Source organism: Serratia sp. TSO36 (assembly GCF_057808395.1).
In genome coordinates this window covers 25433-40274 of sequence record NZ_JBJZOU010000029.1, presented here as the reverse complement: position 1 = coordinate 40274, position 14842 = coordinate 25433, and the positions used below count along the sequence as shown (strand labels likewise).

Here is a 14842-nt window from a genome sequence, read left to right as displayed (position 1 = left end):
CTCTAAAGCTCCCGTGGTCGAATCAAATAAGCACAATGTCGTGAGCCGGAAATGGCGTGCGCGGTGCGCTCTACCCGGTAGTCGTTGCCGAACAGGCGGTGAAACAGCTGCAGCTCGGAATTGCACAGGCTACTGCAGCTGGAGCCGGCCACGCCGATCGGGCAGTGGTTTTCCACCAGCAGCGCGCCGTGCGGGTGGTCGAGCAATTCAGCCATGTAACCGTCATGTTGCCGCAGGCGCACCAGTCGGGCTAACCGATCATGGTGGCTACGCTCGGCGGACAGCTCTTCGGCATAACGCAGATAAAGCTGCTCTTCGCGCGCGCTGAGCAACGGTTCCACCCCGGCGCCGCCAAACAGCTGCAGCGCGGATGCCCGCAACCGCTCCTGGTCGGCGGCCGTAAAGGCATGCCCTCGCTCGGTCAGCGACCAGTAGCGCGTCGGGCGGCCGACCTTGCTGCGCGCTTCTTCGTAACAAACCAACTCACGTTTTTCCAGGGATTGCAGATGTTGTCGGATGCCCATCGGCGTGATGTCCAGACGCTCCGCCAGCATTTTGGCCGAGTGCGGGCCGAGAGCCTTTAACTGCAATAAAATCAGCTCAGGTGTTTTCATGAACCAAATCCCTATGGTGTTATTTTATTTCAAGTTGATGAAAAGGATTATCGATTAAATGCTAAAGCGCGGCTACTGCAAGGGCGCTGTTTTTAACTCCAAAGCGTTAGACGTACAGTTTAATTTACGAGCCTGGTCGGGTTTGCTGCCAGTGTGACCTGGATCAATATCTGCCTGAAACTCGCTAAAAAAATCAGATTTGATTAGTTTATGCCGCCATAGAGGGCTGCTCGCCGTTCTGGCTGCTGCAACGGCCATTCCGGGACGCTGTGACGAGTTGAAACGTTAACGAAGATAATGAGAAAACTAGAGAATTTTCACCTGCTGGTGATGCTTATCCTGTTGGTCGCCGTCGGCCAGATGGCGCAAACCATTTATGTTCCCGTTATTGCTGATATCGCCCACGATCTGTCGGTTCGCACCGGCGCCGTGCAACGGGTGATGGCGGCGTATCTGCTGACCTACGGTTTCTCCCAGCTGATTTACGGGCCGATATCGGATCGTATCGGGCGTCGTCCGGTGATCCTGACCGGCATGATGATCTTCCTGATCGGCGCGCTGGGCGCGCTGCTGTCCACCAACCTGACGATGCTGGTCGCCGCCAGCGCGATTCAGGGCATGGGCACCGGCGTGGCGGGCGTGATGGCGCGCACCATGCCGCGCGATCTGTATGCCGGCACCGCGCTGCGCTATGCCAACAGCCTGCTGAATATGGGGATTTTGGTCAGCCCGCTGCTGGCGCCGGTGATCGGCGGCGCATTGGCGATGGTGTTCGGCTGGCGTGCCAGCTACGCCTTCCTGCTGGCGCTGTGCGCCTGCGTCGCTTTCGCCATGTTCCGCTGGCTGCCGGAAACCCGCCCGGTGCAAACGGAAAAACGCCGCATGCTGGCCAGTTTCCGCCAACTGCTGGCTGACAGCACCTTCAGTTGCTATCTGGTGATGCTGATCGGCGCGCTGGCGGGCATTGCGGTATTCGAGGCCAGCTGCGGCGTGTTGATGGGCGGCGTGTTGGGGCTGAGCGGTCTGACCGTCAGCATCCTGTTCATTCTGCCGATCCCGGCGGCGTTTTTCGGTGCCTGGTACGCCGGGCGCGACGGCAAGACCTTCCACACGCTGATGTGGCATTCGGTGATTAGCTGCCTGCTGGCGGGGGCGATGATGTGGATCCCGGGCTGGTTCGGCGTGATGAACATCTGGACGCTGATCGTGCCGGCCGCGCTGTTCTTCTTCGGCGCCGGCATGCTGTTCCCGCTGGCGACCACGGGGGCGATGGAGCCGTTCCCTTACCTGGCCGGCGCGGCGGGCGCATTGGTGGGCGGCATGCAGAATATGGGATCGGGGCTTGCGACCTGGCTTTCCGCCATGCTGCCGCAAACCGGGCAGTTCAGCCTCGGATTGCTGATGTTCGCGATGGCGCTGTTGATCTTGCTGTGCTGGTGGCCGCTGTCCAACCGGATGCAACATCAGGGGCATACCGCATAACGACAGGGCGCCATTCGGCGCCCTCATGCAGTTGACAAAGGGGGAAAAAGCGTGATTTTTCCCCCTTTGTGGTTATCAGCCGAAAATCAATAAATTGATTTTCCTGGTTTTCTATTCGTTGCTCTCTGCCAACTCGGCAAGGTCATGAGGTTTGTCATCAATCATCATGGCGCCATTCGGCGCCCTGTTTCGTTACAGCAAAAACTCGTGCAGCGCCGGGTCTTTACGATCCAGATAGTGGGTTGAACGGATGCGGCGGATGGTGCGCGACTTGCCGCGGATCAGCAACGTTTCGGTCGTGGCCATATTGCCCTGGCGGCTGATGCCCTCCAGCAGATCGCCCTTGGTGATGCCGGTGGCGGAGAAGATCACGTTGTCGTTGCGCGCCATCTGATCCAGACGCAGCGCCTGACCGGCTTCGATACCCATCTCCCGGCAGCGCGCCAGCTCCTGTTCGCCGATGCGGCGGTTCTCGGCGCTGTCGCCTTTCACCTCATGGCGCGGCAGCAAACGCGCCTGCATGTCGCCGTCCAGCGCGCGGATCACCGCGGCTGAGATCACCCCTTCCGGCGCGCCGCCGATGCCGTACATCACATCGACCTCGCTTTCCGGCATGCAGGTGAGAATGGAGGCCGCCACGTCGCCGTCAGGAATGGCGAACACCCGCACGCCGAGCTGCTGCATCTGCGCGATGACGCCGTCGTGGCGCGGTTTGGCCAAAACGATCACCGTCAGCTGCGACAGCGGTTTGCCCAGCCGGGCGGCGACGTTCTGCAGATTCTCCGCCAGCGGCAGGTTGAGATCGATGGCGCCGCGCGCCGCCGGGCCGACCACCAGCTTCTCCATGTACATGTCCGGCGCGTGCAGGAAGGTGCCGCGATCGCCCACCGCCAATACCGCCAGCGCATTGGACTGGCCCATGGCGGTCATGCGGGTGCCTTCGATCGGATCGACCGCGATGTCGACCGCGTCGCCCTGGCCGGTGCCGACCTGTTCGCCGATATACAGCATCGGCGCTTCGTCGATCTCGCCTTCGCCGATCACGATGCGCCCATCGATATCCACGTTGTTAAGCATGATGCGCATGGCGTGGACCGCCGCGCCGTCGGCGGCGTTCTTGTCGCCGCGTCCCAGCCATTTGTAGCCCGCCAGCGCGGCGGCTTCGGTAACGCGGGAAAATTCGATGGCTAATTCACGTTTCATGGCAAACCTGTCTGTGAGAAAGGGAAGAAAATATCGGCAAAGTCTATCACAGCGCGGCGGCAGCGGGGCGGGGCAAAAAAAAGCGCCGCCCGCAGGCAGCGCAATTTGGGGGGTAACGACAAGGCTGGGTTTAGTCGTGCTCTTCCCACGCCTGAGCGCGAGCCACCGCTTTTTTCCACCCGCCGTAGCGGTAGTTGCGTTCGGTGGTTTCGATGCTTGGGCGGAATTCGCGCTCAATCACCGCTTTGCTCTTCACTTCATCCAGATCGTTCCAGTAGCCGATGGCCAGGCCCGCCAGGAACGCGGCGCCCAGCGCCGTCGATTCACGCACTTCAGGGCGTTCTACGCGAGTGCCGAGAATATCGGACTGGAACTGCATCAGGAAGTTGTTGGCGACCGCGCCGCCGTCCACGCGCAGCGATTGCAGGCGGGTGTTGGCGTCGGCCTGCATGGCGTCCAGCACGTCACGGGTCTGGAAAGCGATGGATTCCAGCGTAGCGCGGATGATGTGGTTGCTGTTGGCGCCACGGGTCAGGCCGAAGATGGCACCGCGGGCGTACGGATCCCAGTATGGGGCGCCCAGGCCGGTGAAGGCCGGCACCACATAGACGCCGTTGCTGTCTTTCACCTTGGTGGCGAAGTATTCGGAGTCGGCGGCGTCGCTGATCAGTTTCAGCTCGTCGCGTAGCCACTGGATAGACGCACCGCCGATGAACACCGCGCCTTCCAGCGCATAGTTCACTTCGCCGCGCGGGCCGCAGGCGATGGTGGTCAGCAGGCCGTTTTTCGAACGCACCGCTTCTTTGCCGGTGTTCATCAGCAGGAAGCAGCCGGTGCCGTAGGTGTTCTTCGCCATGCCCGGTTGAACGCACAGCTGGCCGTACAGCGCCGCCTGCTGGTCACCGGCGATACCGGCGATAGGAATACGCGTACCGCCCTTACCGCCGATGTTGGTCTGGCCGTACACCTCGGAGGAAGGACGGACTTTCGGCAGCATGGCGCGCGGGATATCCAGCACTTCCAGCATGCGCTCATCCCAGTCCAGCTCGTGGATGTTGAACATCATGGTGCGTGAGGCGTTGGTGTAATCGGTAACGTGTACGCGCCCCTGGGTCATTTTCCACACCAGCCAGGTATCGACGGTGCCGAACAGCAGTTCGCCGCGCTTGGCGCGCTCGCGGGCGCCTTCGACGTTGTCCAGGATCCACTTCACCTTGGTGCCGGAGAAGTACGGGTCAACTACCAGGCCGGTGTTGTGACGGATGTACTCTTCCAGGCCGTCGCGCTTGAGCTTCTCGCAGATGTCGGCGGTGCGGCGGCACTGCCAGACGATGGCGTTGTAAATCGGCTTGCCGGTCTCTTTTTCCCAGACGATGGTGGTTTCGCGCTGGTTGGTGATGCCGATGCCGGCGATCTGATCGGAACTGATGTCGGCTTTCGCCAGCACTTCTACCAGCGTCGAACTTTGCGACGCCCAGATTTCCATCGGGTCGTGCTCAACCCAGCCGGCCTTGGGATAGATCTGCGGGAATTCGCGCTGCGATACCGCAACGATGTTAGCGTCGTGATCGAGCACGACGGCGCGTGAGCTGGTGGTCCCTTGGTCGAGTGCGACAATGTATTTTTTTTCTACAGTCATGGTAATTATCCTGCTGTTGTTAACCGTGTAAAACTGCACCCATCATGCTTTGCGCTGCTGGGTCTTGGCGTCGGGCTCTTCTTCCGTCACGCAGACGTCGCACGGCAGGTGGCGGCCAATCAGCGCGCGGTAACCGAAAGCGCCCAGGCCACAGCCGACGATAGGGGCGAAGATCGGCACCAGGAAGTACGGGATGTCGCGTGCGCCGGTGAAGGCGACTTTGCCCCAGCCGGCCAGGTAGGCGAACAGTTTCGGCCCGAAGTCACGCGCCGGGTTCAACGCAAAGCCGGTCAATGGTCCCATAGAGGCGCCGATCACGGCAATCAGAATACCGATCAGCAGCGGCGCCAGCGGGCCGCGCGGGATGCCGTTGCCGTCGTCGGTCAGCGCCAGGATCAGGCACATCAGAATGGCGGCGATCACCATTTCTACCAGGAAGGCCTGGCCGACGGAGATATGCGCGTTAGGGTAAGTCGAGAAGATGCTGGCCAGCTCGAGGCTTTCGTTGCTGCCGCGCACCATGTGGTGAGCCGCTTCGAAGTCGAAGAACAGGTTGTAGTACAGCCCATAGACCAGGGCGGCGGCGCAGAAGGCACCGGCGATCTGCGCAATGATGTAAGGCACCACTTTGCGCCCGTCGAAGCAGGCGAACAGCCACAGAGCGAGGGTGACCGCGGGGTTGAGATGCGCGCCGGAAATGGCGGCGGTCAGATAGATGGCCATGGCGACGCCCAGGCCCCAAATGATGCTGATTTCCCACTGGCCGAAGCTGGCGCCCGCCAGTTTCAGCGCGGCAACGCAGCCTACGCCAAAGAAGATCAGCAGCGCCGTGCCGAGGAACTCGGCGATGCACTGGCCTTTTAATGTCGGACTGGTGGTTTGGCTCATAATGTTGTTGTCCTGCAAAACGGCGGTTGTTGGTTTATAGGCTCAGTTAGGTATACATCTGACCTATGGGCACAGTTTTTTTCATCTCGTCCAATTATTGAATGAGGACGTGATGTAAATTTATCGTTAACGAACATAAACGAGAAATAGCGAAATCAAAATGTGTGTAGCTCGTCATAAAATTGAGCGATTTCGCGTCGTTTAGTGTTCTTTCTGAGCCATAAAAGTGTGATCTGACCAGTGGTTTGGCGAGGGGCGTTAACAACTCGCGGCGGCGGCGGCGGGGATTTTCAGTTTTTGCTGATGGCGGAGGCAGGAAAATTGCAACAGACTGCGCGATGATCCGGTATGTTGCTAGACAGGCGGAGACTGGCTACTTACAATCGTTTTTAACGAATCGAGACTGGCGCGCCTTCCATAACGGCGCGCGTCACTGAGCGCGATGCAATATTCGCAGTAGCTGCAGCCGACGTTGCGGCCGCTACTTATAGATGTACGCCTTGCTATCATGAGGGGACTGAAGCATGTCATTTGAAGTATTTGAGAAACTGGAAGCAAAAGTACAGCAGGCGATTGATACCATCACCTTGTTGCAGATGGAAATTGAAGAGCTGAAAGACAAAAACAACTCTCTGTCGCAGGAAGTTCAGGCTGCCTCCGGCAACCACGAAGCGCTGGTGCGCGAAAACCAACAGCTGAAAGAAGAACAGCACGTATGGCAAGATCGCCTGCGCGCTCTGCTGGGCAAGATGGAAGAGGTTTGATTCCTCACGCCAGGCAGCAACGAAAAGGGCGCCTGCGGCGCCCTTTTTCATGACCGAAAATCACTCGATGTCGAGCGGGTCTTCGGAGAGGATGATGCCGGTGTTGTCGGCATACAGGTGATCGCCGGAGAAGAAGGTGACGCCACCGAAGTTGACGCGGATATCGCTTTCCCCCACGCCTTCGCTTACGGCGCCCGCCGGGATCGCCGCCATCGCCTGAATGCCGATGTCGAGCTCTTCCAGATCGTCCACCTGACGCACCGCGCCGTACACCACGATGCCTTCCCATTCGTTCTGGGCGGCCAGGCGCGCCAGTTCGGCGTTGATCAGCGCCCGGCGTACCGAACCGCCGCCGTCGACCAACAGCACGCGGCCGCGGCCGTTTTCTTCAAGCAGATCGAACAACAGGCCGTTATCCTCAAAGCATTTCACCGTGGTGATCTGCCCGCCAAATGAAGTACGCCCGCCAAAATTGGAGAACAGAGGTTCAACAACGTTCACCTCTTCATGATAGATGTCGCAAAGTTCGGAAGTATCGTATTTCATAGGATTTTACGTCTGTTTGCCGCTGGAATGTTCAGTATATCCCTTTATTCGCCCTGTTGGCAAAATCATCAGTTTTTAACTGAGCGCCACGCCGATGGCGAACAGCAGGTTGGCCAGCAACGCCGCCTTGACCATGTGCTCCAGCATCGGCCGCATGCCGACCGGCGTCGGATCGCGCAGTACGCGCAGGCCGTGGCGCACCAGCAGCGGGATCGCCAGCACGAACAGCCAGCCCCACGGGCTGTGGAGATTGAACAGCGTAAACAGCGCGAAACACAGCACCGCGCCGCCGAGCAGCAAGGCATGGTAAATGCGCGCCTTGTGCGGGCCGAGACGCACCGCCAGCGTGTTCTTGCCGTTTTCGCGATCGCTCTCGATATCGCGCAGATTGTTGATGTTGAGCACCGCCGTCGCCAGCAGGCCGCAGGCGGTGGCCGGCAGCATCACGACGCTGTCGAAGGTGTGCGTTTGCAGATAGTAGGTGCCGGCTACGCTCAGCCAGCCGAAGAACACCAGCACCGAGATGTCGCCCAGCCCCAAATACCCGTAGGGCTTGTTGCCGACGGTATAGGTGATGGCCGCCACGATAGACAGCCCGCCCAGCACCAGGAAGCCCACTACGTCGCTGGGTTGCTCGCAGGCGACGGCGATCAGCGAACAGCCGGCGAGGGCGATCAGCACCACCGTCACCACCAGCGCCCGTTTCATCTGCGCCTGGGTGATCATGCCTTTTTGCATGCCGCGCAAGGGCCCGATGCGATCTTCTTTGTCGCTGCCTTTGACCGCATCGCCGTAGTCGTTCGCCAGGTTGGAGAGGATCTGCAGCAGGCCGGCGGTCAACAGCGCCAGCAGCGCCACTTCAGGTTTCAGGCTGCCGCGCCAGGCGGCGATCGCCGAGCCGACCACGATGGAGGCGAAGGCCAACGGCAGGGTGCGGGGGCGTAGACTTTCCAGCCAGGCGGAAATCGGGGTGGTGGAGGTTGATGAGCTCATGTTTCGCTTCTGTCAGTAAGTTGCGGTGTCCGTTAGAAATAATTGTGGGAGGCAATGCCTCCCACACAGATGACTGACAAGACAATGATTGAGCGATTATAGGATAAAACGACTCAAATCTTCATCCGCCACCAGTTCATCCAGATGACTGCGCACGTAATCCGCATCAATTGTAATGGATTGGCCATTAATTTCACTCGCATCGTAGGAAATATCTTCCATCAGACGCTCCAGCACGGTGTGCAGACGACGCGCGCCGATGTTCTCGGTGCTTTCGTTGACCTGCCACGCGGCTTCGGCGATGCGGCGAATGCCGTCGGCGGTGAACTGGATGTTGACGCCTTCGGTGCCCATCAGCGCTTTGTACTGCTCGGTCAGCGACGCGCTCGGCTCGGTCAGGATGCGCTCGAAGTCTTCGGTGGTCAGCGCCTGCAGCTCAACGCGGATCGGCAGACGGCCCTGCAGTTCCGGGATCAGATCCGACGGATTGGCGGTCTGGAACGCGCCGGAAGCGATGAACAGGATGTGGTCGGTCTTCACCATACCGTGTTTGGTGGACACGGTGCAGCCTTCCACCAGCGGCAGCAGATCGCGCTGTACGCCTTCGCGCGAGACGTCCGGGCCGGAGCTTTGGCCGCCGCGCTTACAGATTTTGTCGATCTCGTCGATAAACACGATGCCGTGCTGTTCAACCGCTTCGATCGCCTGCTCTTTCAGCTCTTCCGGGTTCACCAGCTTGGCGGCTTCTTCTTCCACCAGCAGCTTGAAGGCTTCTTTGATCTTCAGCTTGCGCGGTTTTTGCTTCTGGCCGCCGAGGTTCTGGAACATCGACTGCAGCTGGTTGGTCATCTCTTCCATGCCCGGAGGCGCCATGATTTCCACGCCCATCGGCGCGGCGGCCAGATCGATTTCGATCTCTTTGTCATCCAGCTGGCCTTCGCGCAGTTTCTTGCGGAATGCCTGGCGGGCGGCGGACGGTTCCTGATTTTCTTCCGGCTGGCCCCAGTTGTTTTTGGCCGGCGGGATCAGCACGTCGAGAATGCGCTCTTCGGCCAACTCTTCGGCACGGGTGCGGTTTTTCTCGATCGACTGCATGCGCACCATTTTGATGGCGGCATCGGTCAGATCGCGGATGATGGAGTCCACTTCTTTGCCCACATAGCCCACTTCGGTGAACTTGGTGGCTTCAACCTTGATGAACGGCGCGTTGGCCAGCTTCGCCAGACGGCGGGCGATTTCGGTTTTACCGACGCCGGTCGGGCCGATCATCAGAATGTTTTTCGGGGTCACTTCGTGACGCAGCATCTCGTTGAGCTGCATCCGGCGCCAGCGGTTGCGCAGGGCAATGGCGACAGCGCGTTTGGCCTTGTTTTGGCCAATGATATAGCTGTCCAGTTCGCTGACGATCTCGCGCGGGGTCATTTCAGACATGGTATTCGATCCTTACGCTTTGGAAGGCAATTCTTCAATGGTGTGGAAATGGTTGGTGTAAATACAGATGTCGCCGGCGATGTTGAGGGATTTCTCAACGATGTCGCGGGCGCTCAGCTCGGTATTTTCCAACATGGCGCGGGCTGCGGCCTGAGCGTAAGGGCCGCCGGAGCCGATGGCGATCAGATCGTTTTCCGGCTGCACCACATCGCCGTTGCCGGTGATGATCAGCGAAGCGTTTTCATCGGCGACCGCCAGCAACGCTTCGAGCTTGCGCAGCATGCGGTCGGTGCGCCAGTCTTTCGCCAGCTCGACGGCGGCTTTCACCAGGTGGCCCTGATGCATTTCCAGTTTGCGTTCAAACAGTTCAAACAGTGTGAAGGCGTCAGCGGTGCCACCGGCGAAACCGGCGATCACTTTGTCGTTATACAGGCGACGCACTTTCTTGACGTTACCCTTCATCACCGTATTACCCAGGGTTGCCTGGCCATCACCACCGATGACGACCTGGCCGTTGCGGCGTACGCTTACAATTGTTGTCACGAGCAGACCCTCGTTAAAGACGGAAAGAAGCCCCCGCAGCGCCTGCTTTCGCAGACGCTACGAGGCATATTGAGAGTATAGATGGGGGGGGATTGACGCTTTTCAACCCCCAACGGAGAGGGGAATGCAACTCGACATGCCGACGCCCTTCAGGCGCGAAAGGGTTTTGTCCGCGGCGGCGCGGCTGCTGTACGGGCCGAGCACCACGCGATTCCAACCGCCGCCGGCGGTGATGCGGCTCTCGATGCCTTCGAACGCCAGGCGCGCACGCACGGATTCAGCCTGATCGGTGGCGCGGAACGAACCGCATTGCACCATCCACTTCTGTTTTGATTCCGGTTTGGTTTCCTGCTTGGCCGTTTCCTGTTTCACTTCCGGTTTGGGCTCCGGTTTCGGTTGCGGCTTCGGCTCAGGCTGTTTCACCTGCACCGGTTGCTGGGTAGTCGGTTTTGGCTGCGGGTGCGGCTGCACCGGCGCGGTGGTGGCCCCGTTGTTGAACGGGTTGCGCGGCGGCTGGCTGACCTGCTGCTGTTGCTGCACCGGCTGCTGCTGCATTTGCTGCTGCTGGCGAGTGCTGCGCGCGTTGGCCTGGCCCGGATCGTTATACGGCACTTCGTTCAGCTGCGTCGGGCGCTGCTGCATGTCGGCCTGCATCTGTTCCAGCAACTGCCGCTGTTCGGCGGTCAGCTGAGTTTTGGAATTGAGCTCGCCGCCGGCCGTCGGTTCGGTCGGGGTTTGCACGCCGATCTGCCGGTTTTCCAGCTCTTTGATGTAGCGCCAGCGCTCTTCGGGCTTCGGCGGCAGGCCGTTGCCGGGGCGCGTGGTGTGCGCAGGCAACAACGGCGCGTCTTCCGGCTTGTTGTGCGTAATGAAATAGAGGCCACCGACAAAGACAACCAGCAACGCGGCGGCTAACGCCAGCACGGTTTTGGAAACCTTCGGAGAACTGCGTTTTTTACGGCTGGGGGTTTTACGCTTAGCTCCTGCTGCGCGCCCACGGCTTACATAGTCTTTTTGTGCCACTATTATTCCGCTGTGTCCTGATGAAAGGATAAGTCCGTCATGTTACTGAACCCTAAAATATTTGACTAGCGTTTCGGGGCAGCGGTGCTGCCTCTGATAATCAATTCACTGTCCAACAGCCGGGAGCCGCTGGCCACTGTCTGGCCGTTCAACTGCTCCAACAGCAACAACATCGCCTTCTGGCCGATCTGGAAGCGCGGCTGCGCCACCGTGGTCAGCGGCGGATCGCAATACTGCGCCAGCTTGAGGTCGTCAAAGCCGACGATCGACAGATCCTGCGGCACCCGCAGCCCCATTTTCTTCGCCTGGGACAGCACGCCGATCGCCATGACGTCGCTGTGGCAGAACACCGCCGTCGGCGGTTTCGGCTGTGCCATCAGCGCCGTCAGCGCTTGCGCGCCGGCTTCGTAGGTAAAATCACCCCGGGTAATATAGCTGCTTTCGACGGTAATGCCATTACGACGTAGCGCTTGAACGTAACCCTGCAGCCGATAATGGCTCAGCGGCATCTGTTCCGGCCCGGCGACGCAGGCGATCTGCCGGTGGCCCAATTGATGCAAATAATGCACGGCTTCAAAGGCGGCGGTCAGGTTGTCGATGTGCACCGTCGGCAGTTCCAGCTCGGGAGCGAACTCGTTGGCCATCACCATCGGCGGCAGGTTGCGCTGCTCTTCCTTGCTGGCGTCGAACGGCAGGTTGGAGCCCAGCAGCAGCATGCCGTCGATCTGTTTGGTGATGATCAGATTGACGAAGGTGCGCTCCTGCTGGTTTTGCTGCGCGCAGTCGCCGATCAGCACCAGATAGCCTTGTTGGGCGGCGGTCTGTTCGATCCCCTGGATCACATCGGCGAAAAACGGATCGCAGATGTCGGGCACGATCACCAGGATGGTGCGGGATTCGTTGCGCTTGATATTGCGTGACAGAGCATGAGGAGAATAACCCACGGCCAGGACGGCCTGTTCCACTTTCTGGCGCGTCGGCGTTGACACCTTTTCCGGGTTCATCAGCGCACGCGATACGGTAGCCGTTGAAACGCCCGCCATTTCGGCGACGTCTTTCATGGTCGCCATGGATAACTCTTTCTTGTGTTCCAACGCCTTTCTCCTTGCGTCAGCCCCATGCCGACGCCACTACTGCTGTTTGCTCACAATGTCCGGCATGCGGTGGCGAAATTGTTGTCATTGAGCGCCACTCGCGTTCGGGCACTCCGTCGCGCTGCGATGTGGCGACAAAATTTGCCCTCGCAGACATTCTAAACAGAATACGCCCCGCCTTTGTTACCTAATTTGCATAAAAAATGTGACCTGAGAAGGTTTTTTAGCGTTCGCTCGCAATTTCAAGGGTAAACGTTTGCACTGCGGCAGCTAAATCGGACTTTTCCGGGATCAGCTGTCGATCGGATCGACATCCAGCGTCCATTTCACCTTGCGCGTTTGCGGCAGGGTGCCGATCAGCGGCAGCGAGCTTTTCATCAGCTGTTGCAGGACGCGCCGCGTCGGGTGCTGCAGCAACAGCTGCCAGCGGAAACGGCCGCCGCGTTTGGACTGCAGCGCCGGCACCGGGCCCATCACCCACAGCGAATCGTCCTTCAGCGGGCTGGCTTCCAGCAGGTTGCGCAGCTGCTGCAGGAACAGCGGGGCCTGCTGGTTGTCGTGATCTTCGGCGCGCACGATGATGTGGCTGGTGTAAGGCGGCAGAAACACGCTGTTGCGCTCCGCCAGCGTCTGTTTGGCGAAGGCGTCGTAACCCTGTTGCAGCAGTACCTGCAGCAGCGGGTGCTCCGGATGGTGGGTTTGCAGCAGCACTTCACCCTGTTTGCCCGCGCGGCCGGCCCGCCCGGAGACCTGGGTATACAGCTGAGCGAAACGCTCGGCGGAGCGGAAGTCGGCGGAGAACAGCGCGCCGTCCACGTCCAGCAACGCCACCAGCGTGACGTCGGGAAAATGGTGGCCCTTGGCCAGCATCTGCGTGCCGATCAGAATGCGCGCTTCGCCGCGATGAATATCCGCCAGGTGCTGCTCCAGCGCCCCTTTGCGGCTGGTGGTGTCGCGATCGATGCGGGTGATCGGCGTGTCGGGGAACAGCGGCGCCAGCTCCTGCTCCAGCTGTTCGGTGCCGACGCCGACCGACACCAGGTGGGTGGAGCCGCACTGTGGGCACTGGTGCGGCACCGGCCGCTGGCTGTCGCAGTGGTGGCAGCGCAACTGGCGCTGGTGCTGGTGGAAGGTGTAATAGTGATCGCAGCGCTGGCATTCGGCTATCCAGCCGCACTCGTGGCACAGCAGCGCCGGAGCGTAACCGCGGCGGTTGAGGAACAGCATCACCTGATTGCCGGCTTTTAAATGGTGCTGCATGCTCTTCAGCAGCGGCTGCGACAGGCCGACCTTCAGCGGCAGCCCCTTCAGATCGATCAGGTGCTGCGCCGCCGGTTTGGCGTTGCCCGCGCGCTGGGTGAGCTTCAGCTGGCGATATTTACCCAGCTGCACGTTGTGCAGCGTTTCCAATGCCGGGGTCGCGGAGCCCATTACCATCGGGATGTCCTCTTCCCGGGCGCGGAACACCGCCAGATCGCGGGCGTGGTAGCGCCAGCCTTCCTGCTGTTTATAAGAGCTGTCGTGCTCTTCGTCGATGATGATCACGCCCAGCTGACGGAACGGCGTGAACAGCGCCGAACGGGTGCCGATGACGATGGCGGCTTCGCCGCTGCGCGCGCGCAGCCAAACCGCCAGCCGTTCGCTGTCGTTCAGCCCGGAGTGCAGCACGTCTACCGGCGCGTTGAAGCGCTCGCGAAAGCGGGCGATGGTTTGCGGCGTCAGGCCGATTTCCGGCACCAGCACCAGCGCCTGTCGGCCTTTGGCCAGCACGTTTTCCAGCACGCTGAGGTAGACTTCGGTCTTGCCGGAGCCGGTTACCCCCGCCAACAGCCAGGCGGCGAACTGCTCATCCTCGCTTCTGATCGCCCCGACGGCGGTAGCCTGCTCGGTGTTCAGCCGCAGCCGCTCGCCGAGCACTGCGAAGTTGGGGCGCCAGTCGTGCGTATCCGCGACCTGAGCGCGCAGATCGATCAGCCCTTTGGCGCGCAGCGCCTGCAGGGCGCTTTCCGTCAGCTCAAGCTGGCTGACCTGATGGCGATAGACCGGGCGTTGCAGCAGCGCCGCCAGCGCCTGCTGCTGTTTCGGCGCGCGTTTCAGGCTTTCGGGCGGGGTGGCGCGCCCCTCTTCGGTGGCGAACCATTGCCACAGCGGCGCGGCCTCGGCCGGTTTGCCTTGCCGCAGCAGGATCGGCAGCGCATGGAACAGCACTTCGCCGATGGGGTAGTGATAGTAATCGCTGGCCCAGCGCAGGATGCGCCACAGGCTGGGGGAGAACAGCGATTCGGCGTCGATCACGCTGTCGATCGGTTTGAGCTTGTCCAGCGGCAGTTCACTGGTGTCGCTGCAGCCGGTGACGATGCCGATCGCATGCTGCCTGCCCCAGGGCACGCCCACGCGCGCGCCGGCCACCGGCTGCATGCCGGGCGGCAGCAGATAGTCGAAGGTGCGGGCGAGGGGAACCGGCAAGGCAACGTGTACGACGGGCATGATCTCATCCAAATTGAAAAAAGTGGGCATCAGTTTACACGGCGCATCGGCAAATGTACGGTTCCGATTGCGCGCCCCGGCTAATGCTGTATAATTTGCCGCCTTTGGTATAATTCGATACCAAAATTCTATTAT

13 protein-coding genes are annotated in these 14842 nt (G+C 60.4%); 2 read left to right on the top strand and 11 right to left on the bottom strand.

The genetic code is table 11. The annotated features are described in order from the left end of the window. Positions 1-2: 2 nt before the first annotated feature. Positions 3-614 carry a helix-turn-helix transcriptional regulator gene (locus ACK3CV_RS24370; RefSeq protein WP_039569507.1) on the bottom strand — a complete coding sequence of 204 codons (612 nt, stop codon included), beginning with the start codon at positions 612-614 and terminating at the stop codon, positions 3-5. Between the two features lie 297 nt (positions 615-911). Here ACK3CV_RS24370 and emrD point away from each other — a divergent pair, with 297 nt between their 5' ends. After that, a complete protein-coding gene (gene emrD / locus ACK3CV_RS24365; RefSeq protein ID WP_033649888.1) occupies positions 912-2096 on the top strand; it encodes a multidrug efflux MFS transporter EmrD in 1185 nt (394 codons plus the stop codon). Positions 2097-2288: 192 nt separating this feature from the next. Here the strand turns inward: emrD and glpX are convergent, their stop codons facing one another. The 3 genes from glpX to ACK3CV_RS24350 all read right to left on the bottom strand — a co-directional run bounded on the left by glpX (position 2289) and on the right by ACK3CV_RS24350 (position 5826). Continuing rightward, a complete protein-coding gene (gene glpX, locus ACK3CV_RS24360; protein WP_033636438.1) occupies positions 2289-3299 on the bottom strand; it encodes a class II fructose-bisphosphatase in 1011 nt (336 codons plus the stop codon). 130 nt (positions 3300-3429) lie between these two features. Next, the gene (gene glpK / locus ACK3CV_RS24355; RefSeq protein ID WP_033654537.1) at positions 3430-4938 is read right to left on the bottom strand and encodes a glycerol kinase GlpK; all 1509 of its coding nucleotides are present in this window, start codon (positions 4936-4938) and stop codon (positions 3430-3432) included. A gap of 42 nt (positions 4939-4980) precedes the next feature. Next, positions 4981-5826, bottom strand: a complete 846-nt coding sequence (locus tag ACK3CV_RS24350) for an MIP/aquaporin family protein (RefSeq protein ID WP_049195738.1) — start codon at positions 5824-5826, stop codon at positions 4981-4983. A gap of 524 nt (positions 5827-6350) precedes the next feature. Between ACK3CV_RS24350 and zapB the strand changes: the two genes are divergently transcribed. Next, positions 6351-6590, top strand: coding sequence for a septal ring assembly protein ZapB (zapB, locus tag ACK3CV_RS24345; protein ID WP_004931092.1), 240 nt, complete (start codon positions 6351-6353; stop codon positions 6588-6590). Positions 6591-6650: 60 nt separating this feature from the next. Here the strand turns inward: zapB and rraA are convergent, their stop codons facing one another. The 7 genes from rraA to priA form a co-directional block, all read right to left on the bottom strand. Continuing rightward, on the bottom strand, positions 6651-7136 hold the full coding sequence (gene rraA / locus ACK3CV_RS24340) for a ribonuclease E activity regulator RraA (protein ID WP_004931090.1): 486 nt from the start codon (positions 7134-7136) through the stop codon (positions 6651-6653). 75 nt (positions 7137-7211) lie between these two features. After that, positions 7212-8129, bottom strand: a complete 918-nt coding sequence (locus tag ACK3CV_RS24335; RefSeq protein ID WP_164141700.1) for a 1,4-dihydroxy-2-naphthoate polyprenyltransferase — start codon at positions 8127-8129, stop codon at positions 7212-7214. 96 nt (positions 8130-8225) lie between these two features. Continuing rightward, the gene (gene hslU, locus ACK3CV_RS24330; protein WP_164141702.1) at positions 8226-9560 is read right to left on the bottom strand and encodes an ATP-dependent protease ATPase subunit HslU; all 1335 of its coding nucleotides are present in this window, start codon (positions 9558-9560) and stop codon (positions 8226-8228) included. A 12-nt stretch (positions 9561-9572) separates the two neighbouring features. Then, positions 9573-10103 carry an ATP-dependent protease subunit HslV gene (gene hslV / locus ACK3CV_RS24325; protein ID WP_033649891.1) on the bottom strand — a complete coding sequence of 177 codons (531 nt, stop codon included), beginning with the start codon at positions 10101-10103 and terminating at the stop codon, positions 9573-9575. Between the two features lie 102 nt (positions 10104-10205). Further along, a complete protein-coding gene (gene ftsN, locus ACK3CV_RS24320) occupies positions 10206-11126 on the bottom strand; it encodes a cell division protein FtsN (RefSeq protein ID WP_060388471.1) in 921 nt (306 codons plus the stop codon). A 65-nt stretch (positions 11127-11191) separates the two neighbouring features. Next, positions 11192-12220, bottom strand: a complete 1029-nt coding sequence (gene cytR / locus ACK3CV_RS24315; protein ID WP_164141705.1) for a DNA-binding transcriptional regulator CytR — start codon at positions 12218-12220, stop codon at positions 11192-11194. A gap of 291 nt (positions 12221-12511) precedes the next feature. After that, complete coding sequence (priA, locus tag ACK3CV_RS24310) at positions 12512-14707, bottom strand: primosomal protein N' (protein WP_033654545.1); 2196 nt, start codon at positions 14705-14707, stop codon at positions 12512-12514. Positions 14708-14842: the final 135 nt, after the last annotated feature.